The organism is Pantoea allii (assembly GCF_046529425.1).
Lineage (GTDB): Bacteria > Pseudomonadota > Gammaproteobacteria > Enterobacterales > Enterobacteriaceae > Pantoea > Pantoea allii.
In genome coordinates this window covers 107,728-129,000 of record NZ_CP125958.1, presented here as the reverse complement: position 1 = coordinate 129,000, position 21,273 = coordinate 107,728, and the positions used below count along the sequence as shown (strand labels likewise).

Annotated in this window: 16 protein-coding genes; 6 read left to right on the top strand and 10 right to left on the bottom strand. The window is 52.1% G+C overall.

Annotated elements, in window-relative coordinates; all coding sequences use genetic code 11:
- Positions 1-15: 15 nt before the first annotated feature.
- Positions 16-1,389, top strand: a complete 1,374-nt coding sequence (locus QNH99_RS00575; protein ID WP_241568479.1) for a nucleobase:cation symporter-2 family protein — start codon at positions 16-18, stop codon at positions 1,387-1,389.
- A 118-nt stretch (positions 1,390-1,507) separates the two neighbouring features.
- Entirely contained in the window at positions 1,508-3,187 is a 1,680-nt protein-coding gene (locus QNH99_RS00570; RefSeq protein ID WP_410517191.1) for an AsmA family protein, read from the top strand.
- A 33-nt stretch (positions 3,188-3,220) separates the two neighbouring features.
- On the opposite strand, the gene fabY is transcribed toward QNH99_RS00570, so the two are convergent.
- The 5 genes from fabY to typA form a co-directional block, all read right to left on the bottom strand.
- On the bottom strand, positions 3,221-4,168 hold the full coding sequence (fabY, locus tag QNH99_RS00565; RefSeq protein WP_026020958.1) for a fatty acid biosynthesis protein FabY: 948 nt from the start codon (positions 4,166-4,168) through the stop codon (positions 3,221-3,223).
- A gap of 59 nt (positions 4,169-4,227) precedes the next feature.
- Positions 4,228-4,665, bottom strand: a complete 438-nt coding sequence (gene dtd / locus QNH99_RS00560) for a D-aminoacyl-tRNA deacylase (protein WP_063877738.1) — start codon at positions 4,663-4,665, stop codon at positions 4,228-4,230.
- Positions 4,662-5,531: a virulence factor BrkB family protein gene (locus QNH99_RS00555; protein ID WP_096011127.1), complete on the bottom strand. Its 870-nt coding sequence runs from the start codon at positions 5,529-5,531 to the stop codon at positions 4,662-4,664. Before QNH99_RS00555 ends, dtd begins: the two co-directional genes overlap by 4 nt.
- Positions 5,532-5,534: 3 nt before the next feature.
- On the bottom strand, positions 5,535-6,131 hold the full coding sequence (gene yihX, locus QNH99_RS00550) for a glucose-1-phosphatase (RefSeq protein WP_109718217.1): 597 nt from the start codon (positions 6,129-6,131) through the stop codon (positions 5,535-5,537).
- A 223-nt stretch (positions 6,132-6,354) separates the two neighbouring features.
- Entirely contained in the window at positions 6,355-8,178 is a 1,824-nt protein-coding gene (gene typA, locus QNH99_RS00545; RefSeq protein ID WP_063877741.1) for a ribosome-dependent GTPase TypA, read from the bottom strand.
- A gap of 432 nt (positions 8,179-8,610) precedes the next feature.
- On the opposite strand from typA, the gene glnA reads away from it, so the two are divergent.
- The 3 genes from glnA (at position 8,611) to glnG (ending at position 12,680) form a co-directional block, all read left to right on the top strand.
- A complete protein-coding gene (gene glnA / locus QNH99_RS00540) occupies positions 8,611-10,020 on the top strand; it encodes a glutamate--ammonia ligase (RefSeq protein ID WP_063877742.1) in 1,410 nt (469 codons plus the stop codon).
- Positions 10,021-10,213: 193 nt separating this feature from the next.
- Positions 10,214-11,263 carry a nitrogen regulation protein NR(II) gene (glnL, locus tag QNH99_RS00535; protein WP_063877743.1) on the top strand — a complete coding sequence of 350 codons (1,050 nt, stop codon included), beginning with the start codon at positions 10,214-10,216 and terminating at the stop codon, positions 11,261-11,263.
- A gap of 7 nt (positions 11,264-11,270) precedes the next feature.
- Positions 11,271-12,680, top strand: a complete 1,410-nt coding sequence (glnG, locus tag QNH99_RS00530) for a nitrogen regulation protein NR(I) (RefSeq protein ID WP_014332989.1) — start codon at positions 11,271-11,273, stop codon at positions 12,678-12,680.
- Positions 12,681-12,719: 39 nt separating this feature from the next.
- Here the strand turns inward: glnG and hemN are convergent, their stop codons facing one another.
- Together hemN and yihI are read right to left on the bottom strand one after the other, a co-directional pair.
- The gene (gene hemN / locus QNH99_RS00525) at positions 12,720-14,093 is read right to left on the bottom strand and encodes an oxygen-independent coproporphyrinogen III oxidase (protein WP_145395149.1); all 1,374 of its coding nucleotides are present in this window, start codon (positions 14,091-14,093) and stop codon (positions 12,720-12,722) included.
- 234 nt (positions 14,094-14,327) lie between these two features.
- Positions 14,328-14,849 carry a Der GTPase-activating protein YihI gene (yihI, locus tag QNH99_RS00520; RefSeq protein ID WP_096011130.1) on the bottom strand — a complete coding sequence of 174 codons (522 nt, stop codon included), beginning with the start codon at positions 14,847-14,849 and terminating at the stop codon, positions 14,328-14,330.
- Positions 14,850-15,400: 551 nt separating this feature from the next.
- Between yihI and yihA the strand changes: the two genes are divergently transcribed.
- Positions 15,401-16,036, top strand: a complete 636-nt coding sequence (gene yihA, locus QNH99_RS00515; RefSeq protein WP_145395153.1) for a ribosome biogenesis GTP-binding protein YihA/YsxC — start codon at positions 15,401-15,403, stop codon at positions 16,034-16,036.
- A gap of 399 nt (positions 16,037-16,435) precedes the next feature.
- Here yihA and polA read toward each other — a convergent pair whose 3' ends face one another.
- From polA to QNH99_RS00500, 3 genes are all read right to left on the bottom strand, one after another.
- Complete coding sequence (gene polA / locus QNH99_RS00510) at positions 16,436-19,222, bottom strand: DNA polymerase I (protein ID WP_096011132.1); 2,787 nt, start codon at positions 19,220-19,222, stop codon at positions 16,436-16,438.
- A gap of 380 nt (positions 19,223-19,602) precedes the next feature.
- On the bottom strand, positions 19,603-20,232 hold the full coding sequence (dsbA, locus tag QNH99_RS00505; protein ID WP_063877747.1) for a thiol:disulfide interchange protein DsbA: 630 nt from the start codon (positions 20,230-20,232) through the stop codon (positions 19,603-19,605).
- 25 nt (positions 20,233-20,257) lie between these two features.
- Positions 20,258-21,244 carry a serine/threonine protein kinase gene (locus tag QNH99_RS00500; protein ID WP_063877748.1) on the bottom strand — a complete coding sequence of 329 codons (987 nt, stop codon included), beginning with the start codon at positions 21,242-21,244 and terminating at the stop codon, positions 20,258-20,260.
- Positions 21,245-21,273 lie beyond the last annotated feature (29 nt).

Genomic DNA, 21,273 nt, shown 5'->3' with positions numbered 1-21,273 from the left:
TTGGGAACCGTTACGATGTCAACCAATCAGCAGCTTAACCCGACTACCGCCAGTAAAAGTGAACTGATTTACCGTCTGGAAGATCGTCCGCCACTTACGCAAACCCTGTTTGCGGCCGGTCAGCATCTGCTGGCCATGTTTGTCGCCGTGATTACGCCCGCGCTGTTGATCTGCCAGGCATTGGGTTTACCGGCGCAGGACACGCAGCACATTATCAGCATGTCCCTGTTCGCCTCTGGCGTGGCATCCGTTCTGCAAATCAAAACCTGGGGGCCGGTCGGCTCAGGCTTGCTGTCCATTCAGGGCACCAGTTTTAACTTTGTGACGCCGCTGATTATGGGCGGCATGGCGCTGAAAAATGGCGGCGCAGATGTGCCCACCATGATGGCGGCGCTGTTTGGCACCTTGATGGTGGCATCCTGCACGGAAATGGTACTGTCGCGGGTGCTGCATCTGGCACGCCGTATCATCACGCCTCTGGTGTCTGGTATTGTCGTGATGATCATTGGATTGTCCCTTATTCAGGTTGGCCTGACGTCCGTCGGTGGTGGTTTCGCCGCCATGAACGACCACAGCTTCGGCGCGCCTAAAAACCTGCTGCTGGCCGGTGCGGTTTTGTTGGTTATTATCCTTCTGAACCGTCAGAAAAATGCTTACCTGCGCGTCGCCTCACTGGTGATTGCCATGGCGGTTGGCTACCTGCTCGCCTGGGCGCTGGATATGCTGCCATCCATCAATACGCCCGCAAACCAGCCACTGATTGCGCTACCGACTCCGCTCTATTACGGCCTGGGGTTTGACTGGAACCTGCTCATCCCGCTGATGCTGGTGTTTATGGTGACCTCGCTGGAAACCATTGGTGATATCACCGCCACCTCTGACGTGTCGGAGCAGCCGGTGAGCGGTCCTTTGTATATGAAGCGACTGAAAGGCGGCGTGCTGGCGAATGGCCTTAACTCGTTTGTGTCTGCCCTGTTTAATACCTTCCCCAACTCCTGCTTTGGACAGAATAACGGCGTTATCCAACTTACCGGTGTTGCCAGCCGCTATGTTGGTTTTGTCGTGGCGCTGATGCTTATCCTGCTGGGCCTGTTCCCGGCGGTCAGTGGACTGGTACAGCATATCCCTGAGCCGGTTCTGGGCGGTGCCACTATTGTGATGTTTGGGACCATCGCAGCATCCGGCGTGCGTATTGTCTCCAGAGAGCCGCTGAACCGACGCGCCATCATGATTATCGCCCTCTCGCTGGCCGCAGGACTTGGCGTGTCACAGCAACCGCTGATTCTGCAGTTTGCGCCTGACTGGCTGAAAACCTTACTCTCCTCGGGTATTGCCGCAGGCGGTATTACGGCGATTGTGCTTAATCTGATCTTCCCACCGGAAAAGTGATTTTTAAGGCAGGTCAGGACCTGCCTGCTATTTATGCTGATTTACATCCAGGCGGTTGAGCTATAACGCTAATTCAGGCATAACAACCTTTCAGCGGACTGAACCCGGGAAGGATACGATGAAATTTATAGGAAAGTTTTTCCTCACCTTATTGTTACTGCTACTGTTTGCGTTAGTGGTGCTGTATGTACTGCTGCAGACACAGTGGGGCGCGGGCTGGTTTAGCCGTTGGGTGAGCGATAAAACGGAATGGCATCTGTCGCTGAGTAAAATCGAACATAACTTTTCATCACCTTCGCACATTATTCTGGATGATTTCAGTTTTGGCCATGATGGACAGCCGGCTGTGCTGGTCGCCAGGCGCGTCGACTTGGGCATTGCCCTGTTGCAGTTCAGCGATCCTTTTCACTTTGCCAGCATAGAATTACGTGACGGTGAGGTTAATCTTGCTAACCTGGCAACGAATAGCGCATTACCCGTGCAGGCTAACCGCCTGCAACTGAACAATATGCGCATCGACAGCCCCTCTTCGGCGTTACCGCTTTCAGCCCTGCAGGTGAATGGCGGTATAGTGCCGTGGGCCCCGTTGACTGGCGATGTGCTGGGACGGGATGCGCAGTTCCAGATGAGCGCAGGCAAGATGACGCTAAACAGCGTTGCGGGTGAAAATGTGCTGATTCAGGGCAATGTGTCACAGGGCCGTATGGTGTTTAGCAACATCGGTGCTGATTTAGCCCGCGGTTCCATGACCGGTAACGGGGAACGTGATGCGCAGGGAAACTGGAAGATCAATCAACTCCGCCTGAACGATATCCGTTTGCAAACCGCCAGCACGCTTGTTGATTTCCTGAAACCCTTTGAAGAAGTGCAGTCGGTGACGCTAAACCGCGTCGACATTACCGATGCCCGGCTGCAGGGCCCTGACTGGGCGGTAACCGATCTCGATCTGACACTGAAAAATCTCAGCTGGAAAGGCCGGGACTGGCAGAGTCAGGATGGGTCACTGGCGATGAACGCCGGTAACTTTATCAACGGCAAATTCGAGCTTAACGATCCCATCATCAACATGGACTTCTCGCCACAGGGGATTGCCCTGACCCAGTTCAGCTCGCGCTGGGCCAACGGCGTCATCCGTGCCGACGGAAACTGGTCGCGTAACGACAAGCAATTGACGCTGAATAATCTTGCCGTCGCGGGCCTGGAATATACGCTGCCGCAGAACTGGCGGGCGTTATGGCAGACTTCCCTTCCCGACTGGCTGGGCGGCCTTACCGTGAACCGTTTCACCTCAAACCGTAATTTGATCATCGATATCAACCCTGCGTTTCCTTTCCAGCTCACCTCACTGGATGGCAGCGGGGAGAATCTGCAGCTGGCCCGTCAGCATCAATGGGGAATCTGGTCAGGTAAACTCAGCCTGAACGCTGCGGAATCGACCTTTAACCGCACCGATCTGCGCCATCCGTCCATTGCGCTGGAGGCTGACGATCAACAAATCAAGGTGACGGAACTGAGCGCGTTTAGTGGTAAAGGTTTACTGGAAGGCACGGCAACGGTAGGACAGCAAGCCGTCCGCCCTCTCAGCCTGAATCTCACGGGGCGCGGCGTACCGGTCAATGTCTTGCAGAACTGGGGCTGGCCCGCGCTTCCACTGGAAGGTGACAGCAATTTTCAGTTGCGACTCAATGCCTCACTGAAGGACGGGCAGCCGTTAGCCCCCTCAGTTAATGCCACGCTGTCGGTCAATACAGACAGCCAGCAACTGCAGCAAACCATGCAGGCAGGACAGGTGAAGTAAAAACACACAGGGCCGCAATCGCGGCCCTGTTGTTTAATTGATGCGTGCCCCTGAGCCGCCTTCTTCCAGCGGCCCGTCAGGGTCAACGGGCAACACGATGTAGACCGCTTCAAACACCGCGCCACACTCATCATCACCAAATAACTGCACATCAAGCTGAACCCGGGCTTTACGGCCTCGCGCCAGGCGATCGAGATCGCCACTCAATGATCCGAGGTCGGCAATGGCACCCGGCCTGCCCGTAATCGGACGGCTGTAGCGTATGTGCGCATCAGCCAGAATAATGGTGCCGCCCAGGTGGCGCTCACGCAGCAACAGCCAGATCAGTCCCCAACCGGTAAGCGTTGCCAGCGAAAACAGACTTCCGGCAAACAGGGTATGGTGCGGATTTTGGTTGCCGGTTTCCGGCATGGTGGTAATAAATTTTTGCCCGGTGTATTGCAGGATGCGCACGCCCATTTTCTCACTCAACGGAATGTGCTCATACCAGGCCTGCTGCAACTGCCCGCACCAGTCAGCGCGGTGTAAAATATCATCCAGCGTGACAACCGGTTTAATCATCAGGAAGTGACGCACCGGCGTGGTTTGCGGTGCGGTAATCTCGCCCTGATTGACGTATCCGAGCTTGGCGAAGAACGCCACCGCGTCCTCACGCGCGCTGCACGTCACGCGCTTTACGCCTTCCTGACGCGCTACCGACTCCAGCGTCATCGCCACCAGCGTGCCCAGACCTTTTCCCTGGACGGTAGGATGTACAGCAAGGAAGCGGATAGCCGCCTCATTATCCGCATTGATGTAAAGTCGCCCTACCGCAACGGGTTTACCTTGTTCATCCACCACCATTTGATGATGCGCTAACGCATCCCAGGCATCACGCTCAGAACCCTGCGGCTGATGCAGCGGCTTTCGTAACATTTCCCAGCGGAACTGATAATACACATCCAGCTCTTCCGCCGTTTGTGGCACACGAAGATGATACATAAAGTGTTTCTCTCGTTCTGATGCGGGGTTGCGGATGTTTAGCCGCGCGGTATGCGGCGTCATACCTGTAACCAGAAGGTTACCGGCCCGTCGTTAACCAACGCCACCTGCATATCAGCAGCAAAGCGGCCATTGGCGGTCGTCACATCATGGCGACGGCAACACGCGCTGAAATAGTCGTAGAGACGTTCCGCTTCTTGTGGCTCTGCCCCACCAGAAAATGAGGGGCGCATGCCCTTTTGCGTATCGGCAGCCAGCGTAAACTGCGACACCACCAGTGCACTCCCGCCCGCCTGTTTGACGTTCAGGTTCATCTTGCCCTGTTCATCACTGAAAATGCGATAACCCAGTACGCGCTCCGCCAGCCGCTCGGCGTGCTTTTCATCATCACCTTTTTCAACACCCAACAGAATCAACAACCCCTGTCCGATTTCACCCACAACCGCGTTATCGATACTGACGCTGGCACGCTGTACGCGTTGAATTAAAGCAATCATCCGTCCTCTCGTTCTTTTTCTCTTTCCTGCCGTTTGAACTGGCGGTAGTCATCTAAGGTGACGGTAATCTCTGCGCCGAGGAGTACGATACACCAGGTCCAGTAAACCCACAGGAATAAAATGGGGATCACCGCCAGCACACCATAGATCAGTTGGTATGACGGGAACATCGTAACATACAGCGCAAAGCCCTTTTTCCCCAGTTCAAATAACAGCCCGGCGACCAGCGCCCCCGTAAGCGCATCGCGCGCGGGCACCCGCTGTGTCGGGACAATACTGTATAGCAGCCAAAACGATAGCCATGATAAGAGCAACGGAAAGAAACGCAGCATCTGATCGACCAGACTGGTTACCCCCGTCACATTTATCCACTTCAACGACAGCAGATAAGAGCTGATGGCTAAACTGGCACCCGCCAGTAACGGCCCGAGCGTTAATATCATCCAGTACACCGCAAAGGAATAGACCAGCGGCCGCTTTTTGTCGCTGCGCCAGATAGCATTCAGGGCAGAATCAACGGAATGCATCAGCAACAGCGCCGTCACGATCAGGCCGACGGCACCCACGGCCGTCATACGATGGACGTTGGCCACAAACTGCTCAAGATAACGTTGTAGCGTATTACCTGCAGCCGGCATGAAGTTGGTAAAAATAAAATTCTTAAGCTGGACGCTGATGTCAGAGAACACAGGAAACGCCGCAAACAGCGCAAAGACCACGGCAATCAGCGGAACCAGCGCCAGTAACGACACAAAAGCCAGGTTACCGGCCTGCGTCGTCATGGCGTCATTATCAATGCGTTTCCACAGCAGCTTGAGCCACAGCCAGAACGCATGAAACCCGGGGCGAAAATGACGTAACTTCATGGCTTAATGCCGACCCGCGAACCAGTCAGGTACGGTGGTGCTATCGGTCACCAGCACTGTCTCAATCCCCAAGGCGCGTGCACCCTCAATGTTCTGCGCGTTGTCATCGAAGAACACGGCCTGATCGGCGCTAAAGCCTTCAGCGGCCAAAACATGCTGATAGATTCTCGCTTCGGGTTTGCGCATGCCTAGCTCCTGCGACAAATAGATCTTGTCGGCCGCCTGCTGCACGTCAGGATACTGCGTCGGCCAGAAGCTACAATGCAGCGCGTTGGTGTTGGAGAGAATCACCACTCGATGTCCCTCCTGCCGCAGTTGATGCATTATCGCCAGCGTATCCGGGCGGACGCCAACGAATATTGCCTGCCAGCCTGCCGCAAACTGTTCATAGCTCAGTGCGATATCCAGCTTTTCACACAGGGCTTCAGCGAAGGCTTCGTCACTGATTTCACCGCGCTCATGCTGCTCAAATGCCTCATCCATATGGAAGTGACTTTGAAGCGATGCCAGTGGCACGCGGCTAAGGTCACTCCAGACACCTAACACGCGGTTAAAGTCGATATCAATAATCACATTGCCCAAATCAAAGATATAAAGCATGGTGCCTCCTCGGGTTCCCTGGATCATTCACTCTAGCGGTAAAAGCGCAGCCTGAACAGGCAGCCTGGACGAGAAAAATATAAACGCTAAGTTAAGGCACGACGGCACGACGTTGAAAGGGGATAGAGAAGAAGTTACGGGCTGGTTTAGGCTGTATTTAACTCTGTATGACAATCGGGCAGGCAAAAAAAAAGCCCCGTTAAACGGGGCTTCTTACATGCATTTACGCGTCTTTAGGACCGCGTGAAGCACGCTTACGATCGTTCTCGGTCAGGTGACGTTTACGGATACGCACGGACTGAGGGGTAACTTCGACCAGTTCGTCGTCATCAATGAACTCGATAGCCTGCTCAAGTGTCATTTTGATCGGTGGAACCAGTGTCGTTGCTTCGTCTGTACCGGAAGCACGCATGTTAGTCAGCTTCTTACCGGTCAGGCAGTTTACGGTCAGGTCGTTAGAACGACTGTGAATACCGATGATCTGGCCTTCATAGACTTCTGCACCGTGACCCAGGAACAACTTACCGCGATCCTGCAGACCGAACAGGGCGAAAGCAACCGCTTTACCCTGACCGTTGGAGATCAGAACGCCGTTCTGACGCTGGCCCACTTCGCCCGGACGAATATCATCGTAGTGGCTAAAGGTGGAGTACAGCAGACCGGTACCTGATGTCATGGTCATAAATTCGTTACGGAAACCGATCAGACCACGGCTTGGGATCACGTAGTCAAGACGTACGCGGCCTTTACCATCTGGGTCCATGTTTTTCAGGTCGCCTTTACGCTCGCCCATGGCTTGCATAACGGAACCCTGATGCGTTTCTTCGATATCCAGCGTCACGTTCTCGAACGGCTCTTGCTTACGGCCTTCGAATTCGCGGAAGATAACTTTCGGACGGGATACCGCCAGTTCGAAACCTTCACGACGCATGTTCTCGATCAGAACAGACAGGTGCAGCTCACCACGGCCCGATACACGGAACGCGTCAGCATCTTCAGTTTCTTCAACTCGCAGTGCTACGTTGTGAACCAGTTCTTTGTTCAGACGCTCAAGGATCTGACGTGACGTCACGTACTTACCTTCTTTACCGCAGAACGGTGAGGTGTTGACGTTAAAGAACATCGTGACCGTTGGCTCATCCACGCTCAGTGCTGGCAGGGCCTGCACATTCTGCGGATCACAAATGGTGTCAGAAATGTTCAGTTCACCCAGACCGGTGATAGCAATGATATCGCCCGCTTCTGCCATGTCGCTGTCAATACGCTCCAGGCCCAGATGAGTCAGCACTTTACCGACTTTACCGTTACGCGTTTTACCTTCGCTATCAATGATAGTGACTTGCTGGTTAGGCTTCACTTTACCGCGCTTGATGCGGCCGATGCCGATAACGCCCAGGTAGTTGTTGTAGTCCAGCTGAGAGATTTGCATCTGCAGCGGCGCGTCAGCTTCAACCTGTGGAGGCGATACGTGGTCAACGATAGCCTGATACAGCGGGGTCATATCGTCAGCCATGTCTGTATGCTCAAGACCGGCAATACCATTCAGCGCAGAGGCAAAAATGATAGGGAAGTCCAACTGCTCGTCAGTCGCATCCAGGTTAACGAACAGGTCAAATACCTGATCAACAACCCAGTCAGGACGTGCGCCAGGACGGTCGACTTTGTTGATAACCACAATCGGCTTCAAACCATGCGCGAACGCTTTTTTGGTTACGAAGCGGGTTTGCGGCATAGGGCCATCCATCGCATCTACAACCAACAGTACCGAATCCACCATAGACATTACGCGTTCAACTTCACCACCGAAGTCGGCGTGTCCTGGGGTATCAACGATGTTGATACGGTAGTCGTTCCATTTAATGGCGGTATTTTTTGCGAGGATGGTAATCCCACGCTCTTTCTCCAAATCATTGGAGTCCATCACACGCTCGGTGGCTTCAGTACGGGCATCAAAAGTACCAGACTGTTGCAGCAGTTTATCAACCAGGGTGGTCTTTCCATGGTCAACGTGCGCGATGATGGCGATGTTACGCAAATTTTCGATCACAGCTTTTTTGCCTCAGGCATTAGAAATAACGCGGTATTGTACACGGATTAAGCGGGAGACTGAACACGATCACACTTTTCACTGAAAGTTTATTGCATTGTCGCAAAATCGCACTATTAGCCGTGCAAAATTTGCACTGCATCGAGGTTTTGCACCAAAAAAGTGCTCACTTTCAACTCAGATGCACACAAACAGTGCGTTGCGACTATCATGGTGCATGACTTATATGACAAAAAGGTGCATGACAGCGCGATTTTGTGCAAAGAAATAAAGTTGGCACAGAATTCGCTTTGTATTATCCAGACGAAAACGATGTAAGACAACGGTTGCAGAGCTGGTCAGGATCAGATTCAGGAATGGTCGTTAACAGTCGTTCATTCCGTAACCCGGTTCTCACTATGTAGACAATGACCATTTCCAGGAGAGTTGAGTATGTCCGCTGAACACGTTCTCTCGATGATGAACGAGCATGAAGTTAAGTTTGTTGACCTGCGTTTTACCGATACCAAAGGTAAAGAACAGCACGTTACTATTCCGGCTCACCAGGTTAACGCTGACTTCTTCGAAGAAGGCAAAATGTTCGATGGCTCTTCCATCGGCGGCTGGAAAGGGATTAATGAATCAGACATGGTACTGATGCCTGATGCAACCACGGCGGTGATGGACCCTTTCTTTGAAGATTCTACGCTGATTATTCGTTGCGACATCCTTGAGCCAGGCACCATGCAGGGCTATGACCGTGACCCACGCTCTATCGCTAAGCGTGCTGAAGACTACCTGCGCGCTTCAGGCATTGCGGACACCGTTCTGTTTGGCCCAGAGCCAGAATTCTTCCTGTTCGACGATATCCGTTTTGGTTCTTCAACGTCTGGCTCACATGTTGCCATCGACGATATCGAAGCGGCATGGAACACCAGTAAAGAATATGAAGGCGGTAACAAAGGTCACCGTCCAGGTTTGAAAGGCGGTTACTTCCCGGTGCCACCGGTTGACTCATCACAGGACATCCGTTCTGCCATGTGTCTGACCATGGAGCAAATGGGCCTGGTGGTTGAAGCCCATCACCATGAAGTCGCAACAGCAGGTCAGAACGAAGTGGCAACGCGCTTCAATACTATGACCAAAAAAGCTGACGAAATTCAGATCTACAAATATGTCGTGCACAACGTCGCTCATGCCTACGGCAAAACCGCGACCTTTATGCCAAAACCTATGTTTGGTGACAACGGTTCCGGTATGCACTGCCACATGTCGCTGTCTAAAGGCGGTCAGAACCTGTTCTCTGGCGATAAGTACGGCGGCCTGTCTGAAATGGCACTGTTCTACATCGGCGGTATCATCAAACACGCTAAAGCCATTAACGCCCTGGCGAACCCGACCACCAACTCGTACAAACGTCTGGTGCCCGGTTATGAAGCCCCGGTCATGCTGGCCTACTCAGCACGTAACCGTTCAGCCTCAATCCGTATCCCGGTGGTTGCCAGCCCGAAAGCGCGTCGTATTGAAGCCCGCTTCCCGGACCCGGCTGCTAACCCATACCTGGCGTTCACCGCCCTGCTGATGGCTGGCCTTGATGGCATCATCAACAAAATCCATCCTGGTGACGCGATGGACAAAAACCTGTATGACCTGCCACCGGAAGAAGAAGCTGAGATTCCAAAAGTTGCAGGTTCACTGGAAGAAGCGCTGATTGCCCTGAACGAAGACCGCGAGTTCCTGACCCGTGGCGGCGTGTTCACTGATGATGCTATCGATGCCTACATCGAACTGCGTAAATCAGAAAACGATCGTGTTCGCATGACGCCGCACCCGGTTGAGTTCGAACTGTACTACAGCGTTTAATTTCAGAGTAAGCAAATGGGTGCCGCAGATAAACATTGCAAAGGCGGCACCGAGAGTCTGAAACGTTTTTTTGTTGCCGTGGAAACTTTAGCCCATCTTCGGATGGGCTTTTTTCTCCGCGAATTCATCGTTCATTCGCTTTAATTCCGGCTTAAAGATTACAATGCACTAAATTAGTGCAGAGGAACGCTGTATGGCAACTGCCTCACTGCCCGATGCAGGGCAGATTCTCAATACCTTAATCAACAGTATTTTGTTGGTGGATAACGATTTGGTTATTCATTATGCCAATCCTGCGGCACAGCAATTACTGGCGCAAAGTTCACGTAAATTATTCGGTACGCCGTTACCTGAATTGACCGGCTATTTTTCGCTGAATGTCGAGGTAATGCGCGAGAGTCTTGAGGCGGGCCAGGGCTTTACTGACAGTGAAGTCACTCTGGTGGTCGATGGCCGGGCACACATTATGTCACTCACGGCACAACGGTTGCCTGATGGCTTAATTTTGCTGGAAATGGCGCCCATGGATAATCAGCGTCGTTTGAGTCAGGAACAATTACAGCATGCTCAGCAGGTTGCGGCTCGCGATCTGGTGCGTGGACTGGCCCATGAGATTAAAAATCCGTTAGGGGGATTGCGTGGCGCCGCTCAGCTGCTGTCCCGCGCCCTGCCCGATCCCGCGCTGAACGAATATACCAAAGTTATTATCGAACAGGCCGACCGCCTGCGGAATCTGGTCGATCGCTTATTAGGGCCTCAACAACCGGGTATGCACATTACCCAGAGCATTCATCAGGTCGCTGAACGGGTGGTTAACCTGGTCTCGATGGAGCTGCCCGAAAACGTGTCTCTGGTCCGCGATTACGATCCCAGTCTGCCGGAGTTACCTCACGATCCTGACCAGATTGAACAGGTTCTGCTGAATGTCGTGCGTAATGCGCTACAGGCGTTAGGCGAGGACGGCGGCACGATCGTGATTCGCACCCGTACGGCCTTTCAGCTAACGCTGCATGGCACGCGGTATCGTCTGGTCGCCCGTATTGATATTGAAGATGACGGCCCCGGCATTCCGGCCCTGCTCCAGGATACGCTGTTTTATCCCATGGTGAGCGGACGTGAAGGCGGAACCGGTTTAGGTCTTTCTATTGCCCGTAGCCTGATTGATCAGCATTCAGGAAAAATTGAGTTTAACAGTTGGCCGGGTCATACCGAATTTTCGGTTTACCTGCCTATTCGCCAGTGAGGTTTCTATGCAACGAGGGATAGTCTGGATCGTCGATGACGATAGCTCCATCCGCTGGGTGCTTGAACGCGCGCTCACTGGAGCCGGTTTGAGCTGTGCGACCTTTGACAGCGCGAATGACGTGCTGAACGCATTAGCGACGAAAACCCCGGACGTTTTATTATCAGACATTCGTATGCCAGGTATGGATGGTCTGACGCTGCTAAAACAGATTAAACAGCGTCATCCTATGCTTCCGGTCATCATTATGACGGCGCACTCCGATCTGGATGCCGCAGTCAGTGCCTATCAGCAAGGGGCATTTGATTATCTGCCGAAGCCGTTCGATATCGACGAAGCTGTCGCGCTGGTTGAGCGCGCCATCAGTCACTATCAGGAACAGCAGCAGCCACGCAATCAACCCGTCAGCGGCCCAACGACCGATATTATCGGTGAAGCACCCGCCATGCAGGACGTGTTTCGTATCATTGGCCGTCTTTCCCGCTCGTCGATCAGCGTTCTGATCAACGGTGAATCCGGGACGGGTAAAGAACTGGTTGCACATGCGCTGCATCGCCACAGCCCTCGTAGTAAGGCTCCTTTTATTGCCTTAAACATGGCTGCGATTCCAAAAGATTTGATTGAATCTGAACTCTTTGGCCATGAAAAAGGGGCGTTTACCGGTGCCAATCAAATCCGCCAGGGCCGTTTTGAACAGGCAGATGGCGGCACGCTGTTTTTAGATGAAATCGGCGATATGCCGCTGGATGTTCAGACTCGCCTGCTGCGCGTCCTGGCTGATGGACAATTTTATCGTGTTGGCGGCTATGCGCCGGTCAAAGTTGACGTACGTATCATTGCCGCAACTCACCAGAACCTTGAACTGCGGGTGCAGGAAGGCAAGTTCCGTGAGGATTTGTTCCACCGCCTGAACGTTATTCGCGTGCATCTCCCGCCTTTGCGTGAGCGCCGTGAAGATATTCCCCGTCTGGCCCGTTATTTCCTCCAGGTGGCGGCACGGGAGCTTGGCGTTGAAGCCAAGATCCTGCACGCGGAAACCGAAACCGCGCTAACGCGTCTGCACTGGTCGGGTAACGTGCGTCAGTTGGAGAACACCTGCCGTTGGTTAACCGTTATGGCAGCGGGGCAGGAAGTGCTGATCCAGGATTTACCGCCTGAACTGTTTGAATCCAGCACGCCAGAAAGCCCGACGCAGTCGTTGCCTGACAACTGGGCGACACTGCTGGCGCAGTGGGCGGATCGCGCGCTGCGTTCCGGTCATCAAAATCTGCTGTCTGAAGCTCAGCCGGAGATGGAGCGCACATTACTCACCACTGCGCTACGTCATACCCAAGGGCACAAGCAGGAAGCAGCACGTTTGCTCGGTTGGGGAAGAAATACCCTGACGCGTAAGCTTAAAGAACTGGGCATGGAATAAGAAACCAACCCGCCGGGACAGCCTGTGCTGTTCCGGCTTTTATATCACGCGTGAAAACGGCTGTTGCCGCGCTTTTTGTCGTAAACAGGCATCGAAGCACATACAAATATTACGAATCAGTAACCGTCCGATCCCCGTCACTCTCAGGCCGGTTGCGTCCTGCTCCACCAGCCCGTCAGCCACCAGCGGTTTTAACAGCGCCAGGTCTTGCGCAAAATACGTTTCAAAGTGAAGGTTCCACTGGGCTTCCACCGCGCTGAAATCGAGCGAGAAGTTGCAGATCAGCGCTTTGATCACATCACGACGTAAGCAATCATCATCACGTAGCGTTAAACCCCGCCACAACCCATGCCCCTGTTTTTCGACCTGGCTGTACCAGTCGTTAAGGCCTTTCTGGTTTTGTGCATAGCTGTCGCCAATCATGCTAATGGCAGATACGCCGAGACCCAGTAAGTCGCTGTCGCCCTGGGTGGTATAACCCTGAAAGTTACGGTGCAGTTTCCCCTCGCGCTGTGCCACTGCCAGCTCGTCCTGGGGTTTCGCAAAGTGATCCATGCCGATGAACTGGTAGCCATGCTGAGTCAGCGTTGCGATAGTTTGTTGCAGGATGTCCAGCTTCTGCTGTGGCGACGGCAGCTCATCGTCTTTAATTTTACGCTGTGCGGCGAACAGTGCGGGCAGATGGGCGTAATTGAAGACGCTGAGACGATCGGGATTGAGTGCGATAACGCGCTGCAAGGTATAAGCAAAACTTTCGGGCGTTTGCAGCGGCAGCCCGTAAATCAGATCAATGCTGGTTGAACGAAATCCCTGCTCGCGTGCCCGCGCCATTAAGGCAAAAATAACCGCTTCATCCTGAACCCGATTAACCCGCTCCTGCACCGCTTTATTAAAATCCTGTACGCCCATGCTCAGGCGATTGAAACCGCACGCACGCAGATGATCGATCACATCCAGTTCAATTTCACGCGGATCGACCTCAATCGACATCTCCGCGTCATCGACAAAGGTAAAGTGCTGTTTCAGCAGCGCCACCAGCCGGCTGATCTGCTGTTTATTGAGAAACGTGGGCGTCCCGCCGCCCCAGTGCAACTGGCTGACCTGACGACCACGAAACAACGGTGCGCGAGCAACGATCTCCTGCTCAAGCGCATCCAGATAACGGTCGGCTTTGTGCAGCTGACGCGTGACAATTTTATTGCAGCCACAGAAATAGCACAGGCGATGACAGAACGGGATGTGGATATACAGCGATAACGAACGTTGTGGATAGCGCTCAGTCGCACGTCTGAAGTCATCGGCGGTAAAGTTATCGCTGAACGCTAATGCGGTGGGATAAGACGTGTAGCGCGGCCCGGCATAGTTATACTTTTCAATTAACGCCGGGTCCCACTCAAGCTGCATTGCTGACATGCTTACTCCTTCCGTTTACGTCGCCGTTGTAAAGGTCGCGATACAGAAGGAAAGAGAGGAGAGCGGGCGGAAACCCGACGTAAACGCTGCTTCAGACGCGACAGTCGTTGTAGTTTAAACATTAACCACAGCAGATAACATGTCATCAACAACCATAAAATTGATCCAGGCCAAAACATTGTCGTTTACCTGTTAAGCGGGGCATGCGGATTAACGCATGCCGATCAAAAATGCTTAATTACCTTTAAGCAGGCGGTACATATCTTCTTCCGCCTCCTTGTCCTCTTCTTCGTCCATCTCAATGCCAAGCTGTTCCATCAGTTCGTCAATGCGATCCAGGGTGACGTCGAGCCAGCCCTGATCATCAGATGACAGCGTCTCACCTTTTTCAAGACGATCCAGCAGCGCATCAAGGCGCTCACTGTTCTCCAGCTGCGCCAGCTCTTCTTCAGGCGTAAGCGCGGTTTTTTTCTCTGCGGCCGGTTTAGCCGCGACTTTTTTCACTTTCGCCGGCGTGGCGTTTTCGCCAGCAATCAATGCCACCGGCTTTTTGCTGCCAATGCGTGGATCTTTCGCGGCGTCACTTTGTTTGCTGGTGTTGCTCTGAGTTTGCGGGTTAGCACGGCTACCAGACGCATGACCGCGATGCTTTTTGTCGCGTTTACGATCGCGCGCTTCATGATTGATATCGTCACGCGATTTGCGTTTAGCTTTGGCGACAGGCTTACCTTTCGCAGCGCTTGCAGGTTGCTTCATAATATTGGGTCCCGGTGTTTTTTATTCAGTATAGAATTGCGGCGAAATCTAGCAGAAACCAGACAAAGAAAAAAGGCGACAGCTCAAGCTGTCGCCTTATTTCATACCTTCGGCAGAAGGAATCATGTTTCAAATCCGTTTCGGCTCACAACATCCCGGTTAATCCTGCGCCTGCTCAACTCTTGAGCCTGTCCTTTTCCTTTTCCGGTCCGACATCCCTGACCATTTCCACTCCAGCCGCTCTTCGTCATCCCGACGTTCCTGAGCGCATCATCCTGATGAGTGCGTCCTGCACTGCTGAATAATGTAGACCATCTGGTAAAACCCTCAAGTAACACTTGCGGGGTATTTGAGCGTAAAAACCTATACTTAAGTATAATGCCCTGAATTTTAATCATTTATTTTTTTAATTATTTAATTAAAAAGAGACATAACTGGCAAGATTTATGGCAAATGTCTCACAACCTTACCTGACCAATGGTATTGAGCACTTTCACGCCATAACGCGTATAATCAGCGCCATTGCCCTAATGCGTTCCTGGAGTATCACCTTGTCTGAACTGAATTACCATGTCACCCGCTTCATTCTTAGTGCACCGGACATCCGCCATTTGCCTTCTGATACCGGCATCGAAGTGGCGTTTGCTGGCCGTTCAAACGCGGGTAAATCCAGCGCCTTAAATACGTTGACCAATCAAAAAGGCCTGGCGCGAACCAGTAAAACGCCCGGTCGTACGCAGTTGATTAACCTGTTTGAAGTCACAGAAGGTAAACGCCTCGTCGACTTACCGGGTTATGGCTATGCCGAAGTGCCAGAAGAGATGAAACTTAAATGGCAGCGGGCGTTAGGTGAATACCTGCAAAAACGGCAGGCGCTCAAAGGCCTGGTGATACTGATGGATATTCGCCATCCGCTTAAAGATCTGGATCAGCAAATGATTCAATGGGCGGTAGAGAGCGGCATCCCTGTTTTACTGCTGCTGACTAAAGCTGACAAGCTTGCTTCCGGCGCACGTAAAGCCCAGCTCAATGTGGTGAAAGAAGCCTCAATGGCGTTTATGGGTGATGTGCAGGTAGAGATTTTCTCATCGCTGAAAAAAATTGGCGTTGATAAAGTGCGTCAAAAGCTGGATAGCTGGTTTAGTGAGCTTGAGCCTGCTGTAGAAGATCAGGACACTGAGGCATAAGCGAAGCGATGTGCTACGTATTTTTAGCGTTTTTCCAATAAAAAACGCCCCAGTCACAGAATGACTGGGGCGGCTAAATTCAGCCAAATCCGATTACGTGAAGTAAAAGGTCTGAAAGATAGAACATCTTACCTCTGTACCCTACGCCTCGAACTTTACCTGATTTTTTGTGAGCGACAAAGGGTTTTTTGTTGCTCCCTTTCATTTTTAATCACTTTTTTTTACCGCACTCGTCACAAAAACGAGAGTGGGATGTAGTTAAATTACAAAAAAAGTGCTTAGGCCATAATAAGTTACTGCACCGTTTTGCGGCTTCAGCGAGGGCCGACGCCTGTTCCCTGCCTGCCCACGGGACATCGCATAACAGGTGGCGCGTTAACGCCACCTGTTATGGCCGTATCAGTGCGCTTGTTCCCAATTATCTCCGACACCGATTTCGACCAGTAAGGGCACATCTAACGCCATACTGCCTTCCATAAGCGTGCGAATCTGCTTGCTGGCCTCATCAACGGCATCGGCTTTAATTTCAAACACCAGTTCATCGTGCACTTGCATGATCATCCTTACCGCATCATCGTTCTGCTTCTGCAGCCAGCTATCAACCGCAATCATGGCGCGTTTGATGATATCTGCAGCCGTCCCTTGCATCGGCGCATTAATCGCCGCGCGTTCAGCCGCCTTACGACGAATGGCGTTACTGGACTTGATGTCAGGCAACCACAGACGACGTCCATCCAGCGTTTCAACATAACCGTTGCTGGCCGCGAGCTGGCGCGTGTTTTCCATATAACGCAGCACGCCGGGATAGCGTTCAAAGTACAAATCCATATACTTTTTCGCTTCGCCTGCGCCAATGTTTAGCTGGCGAGATAACCCAAATGCACTCATGCCATAGATGAGACCAAAGTTGATGGCCTTGGCACTACGGCGTTGTTCGCCCGTAACCTTACTGAGCGGCACGCCAAAGACTTCTGAGGCGGTGGCGCGGTGGATATCCTCACCCTGGGAAAAAGCATCCAGCAGGCCTTTATCCTGCGACAGGTGCGCCATGATGCGCAGTTCAATCTGCGAATAGTCCGCCGCGACAATGCGGTTGCCCTTGTCTGCGATGAAGGCCTGACGAATGCGGCGTCCTTCATCGTTGCGCACCGGAATGTTCTGCAGATTAGGATCGGTTGAAGAAAGGCGTCCGGTTGCCGTCACCGCCTGATGATAAGACGTGTGCACGCGCCCGCTAACGGGATTTATCATCAGCGGCAGCTTGTCGGTGTAAGTTGACTTCAGTTTCGAGAGTCCACGATGCTCCAGAATCACCTTCGGCAGGGGATAGTCCAGAGCCAGCTCTGCCAACACTTCTTCACTGGTAGAGGGCGCGCCACCCGGTGTTTTTTTCGTGGGCTTAATTCCCTGCTTTTCAAACAGAATGACCTGCAGCTGTTTCGTCGAAGAAAGATTGAAGGGCTCACCCGCCAGCTCATGTGCTTTAAGCTCAAGCTCAGCCAGACGCGATGTCAGCTCTTTCGAGTGCTGCGCCAGGATAGCCTGATCGATCAATACGCCATTACGTTCTATACGTGAAATCACTTTAAGCAGCGGCATTTCAATCTGTTCAAAAACCTTTTTAGGTCCGGCTTCTTTTTCAAGCTCTGGCCACATCTTCAGATGCAGCTGTAAGGTCACATCGGCGTCTTCTGCTGCGTAGTGCGCGGCCTGCTCAAGGGCTATCTGATTAAAGGTAAGCTGATTTTTACCTTTACCGGCGATCTCTTGAAAGGTGACGGTTTTATGATTCAGCCAGCGCGCAGAGAGGCTGTCCATATCATGCTTGCCTACCACGCTATTCAGGATGTAGGACTCCAGCATGGTGTCGTATTTGATACCGGCAAGTTCTATATCGTAGTTTTTCAGGACGCCACGATCGTATTTGAGATTTTGGCCGACTTTGCTGGCGTTAGGATCTTCCAGCAGCGGTTTGAGTTGCGCCAGTACGGCATCGCGGTCGAGTTGCTCCGGCGCATCCAGGTAATCATGTGCCACAGGCAGATATGCCGCATCACCCGGCGCTACCGCAAAGCTGAGGCCGATAATGTTGGCCGTTAACGTGTCCAGCCCATCGGTTTCCAGATCAAACGCAAAGACCTCGCTGTTTTTCAGCTTTTCAACCCAGGTGTCTAAGGTTTGCTGATCCAGAATGGTGACATAGCCGTCAGTTGATAACAGGCTGGTCGCCTCAACGCTCGCCGCCGGCTCATCAGCAAGGGCCTGCTGGGATTGTCGGTTGCTCTTATTACCTTGCAACCATTTTCCCTCTTGCAGGTCAGTCAACCAGCGCTTGAATTCGAAACGGCTAAACAGTGCCTGCAGTGCTTTGACATCAGGTTCACTGACCGTGAGCGCTTCGCACGGCTGCTCAAGCTCAACGTCAGTTTTGATGGTGGCAAGCTGATACGAGAGAAAAGCAACATCGCGATTCTGTTCCAGCTTAGCGGCCATGGTTTTTGCACCACGGAATGAGAGATCGGCGACTTTATCGAGATTATCGTAAATCGACTGCATCCCACCTAACCCCTGCAGCAGCGCCTGGGCCGTTTTTTCACCCACGCCCGGCACGCCAGGAATGTTATCTGAGCTGTCCCCCATCATCGCCAGAAAATCGATGATTAAAGCGGGCGGCACACCATACTTTTGTTCCACTTCTTCCGGCCCGAGAATGGTGTTGGTCATCGTATTAATCAGGGTAATCGCCGGCGTGACCAGTTGCGCCATATCCTTATCGCCTGTACTGATCAGGACAGAATAGCCTTTTTTCTCCGCCTCTAACGCCAGCGTGCCAATCACATCATCCGCTTCGACACCGCTTACGGCTAACAACGGTAATCCCATCGCGCGCACCATTTCATGCAGCGGTTCTATTTGTGACCGCAAATCATCGGGCATCGGTGGGCGGTGGGATTTGTAATGTTCAAACAGCTCATCCCTGAAAGTTTTGCCTTTAGCGTCAAAGACCACAGCAACATGTGTAGGGCTGTATTGTGCCAACAGGCTTTTCAGCATGTTCAGCACACCATACATAGCACCAGTAGGCTCACCTGCAGTGTTGGTTAGCGGCGGGAAAGCGTGGTACGCGCGATAAAGATAGGATGAGCCATCAACCAAAATCAGGGGGTTTTCTGCTATTTGCGCCATATGTCTGTGTATTCTTCATTGCCATGGATTGGTCTATAAGGATGCCACACCTTGGCGAAAAGGGTTAATCAAGACAAACCGAGATCGGCGTTTTTCGTGCTTCTGTAATCGGGATCGCAACGATCTTTCTGTGGATAACTTTGTGCGTAAAAATTATATCAATAGTTTATTTATAGTATAAAAAAGATTGAGGCTAAATTTAATCACATAAAAACAATGAGTTAATTTAAATCCGTGATGCGATCGTGATTTTTAATGGCATGTTTGCTTGTGTGGATAGAAAAACTGTGCTTCCTCAACCTGCCAGCGATGTGCGTAGTGATTACAAATGAAAACGCCAGCGTATGCTGGCGTTATGCAGGGTATTCAGCGTAAAACGCTTATTTTTTCTCAACCAGGAACTTAACCACGTTGGCATAATCCGCCACAAAGTTCGCCATCGAGCTGGTATCCAGACCACCGTTATTAACCATGTATTTACCGTTAATAAAGATCGCTGGCACACCGCGCAGATCAACATCAGAGGCCGCTTTTTGCTGCTGGGCCACCAACGCTTTTACCGCAAAGCTGTTCCAGGCCGCATCGTATTGCTCAGAGGAAATGCCCGCTGCTTTGATGAATACCTCTTTCAGGCTGGCTGCGTCAGTAATCGTCTGGGTTTTCTGGATGCCATCAAAAATAGGTGACGTGACTTTATCTTCTACGCCCAGCGCCATAGCCACTGCCCACGCATGGGTAACAACCGGACCTAAGTCGCCACCAAGGAAATCGACATGGTATTTAACCATCTTGGTATCAGCTGGCAGATTTTTTTTCACTGCATCACTGACATGGTAGATTTGCTCGAACTGGTAGCAGTGCGGACAGAAAAAAGAGAAAAACTCCATGACCTGCGGCTCACCTGCTATAGGCTTAGGCAGGCTAACATACTGTTTACCTTCAGAAAACTGTGCAGCAGATGCGCTAAACGCCAGCACCAAACCAATCAGTGCAAAAAATATTTTCTTCATTGGGGAAAACTCTCCTGACTTTTCATTAAAATTGCGGGGCCAGCTGCAACGGCGGTTCCCGTAACACCTTTTCCTGCTCGATAAACTGCAAAATTTGCCTGCGCCAGAAATCCTCATCCGTCATCCAGGGGAAGGCGCGCGGAAAAGCAGGATCCTGCCAACGGCGAACCACCCAGGCCAGATAATAAATCATGCGCATGGCACGTAAAGGCTCAATCAGTGACAATTCATTAATATCGAAGTCGCTGAATTCACTGTAGGCGTCCAGTAAAATATCCCACTGAATACGCTGTTCCTGTCTGTCGCCACTGATTAACATCCACAAATCCTGAATGGCCGGACCATTGCGGGCATCATCAAGATCGACAAACAGCGGACCATCACGCCACAGAATATTACCCGGATGGCAATCACCATGTAATCGTAGCGGCTGCCAGTCACTGTGCCAGCTTTTGCGCAACGTCACGCCGAGTTTATCGACGGCTTCGAGCAGTGCATTGCGAAGTGAGGCTGGCACGAGCCTGGTTTTTGCCAGTTCCTCCCGCGGCTGATCCAGATATTCTTCAAGCCCTATCGATGGACGTTGCTGAAACAGGCTTTTGCGGCCAGTTTGATGAATACGTCCCAGGAAACGGCCTACCCATTCCATCTGATCTTCGTTGTCAGTTTCATACTGCCGTCCACCCAGGCTGGGAAAGACTGCATAGTAAAAGCCAGCATGACGTTGCAGCGTATCGCCCTGCAAAACTAACGGCGCGGCAATCGGCACCTCATCGTCCAGCAAATCCTGGGAAAACCGATGCTCTTCGGTGATCTGTTCTGCACTCCAGCGCTGAGGGCGATAAAACTTGGCAACGTAGCGGCGTTTTTCATCGTCGCTAAACTGATAAACACGATTTTCATAGCTGTTCAGGGCGGTTAAACCAGAATCCACCCGAATACCCGTTTCCCAAAGCGCATCCAACAGGACATCAGGATTGAGCGTCTGGAAGTTAAAGGCGGCATCACTCATGGTTATCCCTGTGCTTATCTTTACGGTTA

Bases quoted from the DNA above. Each gene is read 5' to 3' on its own strand.
- polA (WP_096011132.1), bottom strand. From the start codon at position 19,222: ATGGCGCAAATAGCAGAAAACCCCCTGATTTTGGTTGATGGCTCATCC.
- glnL (WP_063877743.1), top strand. From the start codon at position 10,214: ATGGCAACTGCCTCACTGCCCGATGCAGGGCAGATTCTCAATACCTTA.
- QNH99_RS00500 (WP_063877748.1), bottom strand. From the start codon at position 21,244: ATGAGTGATGCCGCCTTTAACTTCCAGACGCTCAATCCTGATGTCCTG.
- dtd (WP_063877738.1), bottom strand. From the start codon at position 4,665: ATGATTGCTTTAATTCAACGCGTACAGCGTGCCAGCGTCAGTATCGAT.
- yihI (WP_096011130.1), bottom strand. From the start codon at position 14,849: ATGAAGCAACCTGCAAGCGCTGCGAAAGGTAAGCCTGTCGCCAAAGCT.
- dsbA (WP_063877747.1), bottom strand. From the start codon at position 20,232: ATGAAGAAAATATTTTTTGCACTGATTGGTTTGGTGCTGGCGTTTAGC.
- fabY (WP_026020958.1), bottom strand. From the start codon at position 4,168: ATGTATCATCTTCGTGTGCCACAAACGGCGGAAGAGCTGGATGTGTAT.
- QNH99_RS00575 (WP_241568479.1), top strand. From the start codon at position 16: ATGTCAACCAATCAGCAGCTTAACCCGACTACCGCCAGTAAAAGTGAA.
- glnG (WP_014332989.1), top strand. From the start codon at position 11,271: ATGCAACGAGGGATAGTCTGGATCGTCGATGACGATAGCTCCATCCGC.
- QNH99_RS00555 (WP_096011127.1), bottom strand. From the start codon at position 5,531: ATGAAGTTACGTCATTTTCGCCCCGGGTTTCATGCGTTCTGGCTGTGG.
- QNH99_RS00570 (WP_410517191.1), top strand. From the start codon at position 1,508: ATGAAATTTATAGGAAAGTTTTTCCTCACCTTATTGTTACTGCTACTG.
- hemN (WP_145395149.1), bottom strand. From the start codon at position 14,093: ATGTCAGCAATGCAGCTTGAGTGGGACCCGGCGTTAATTGAAAAGTAT.
- glnA (WP_063877742.1), top strand. From the start codon at position 8,611: ATGTCCGCTGAACACGTTCTCTCGATGATGAACGAGCATGAAGTTAAG.
- yihX (WP_109718217.1), bottom strand. From the start codon at position 6,131: ATGCTTTATATCTTTGATTTGGGCAATGTGATTATTGATATCGACTTT.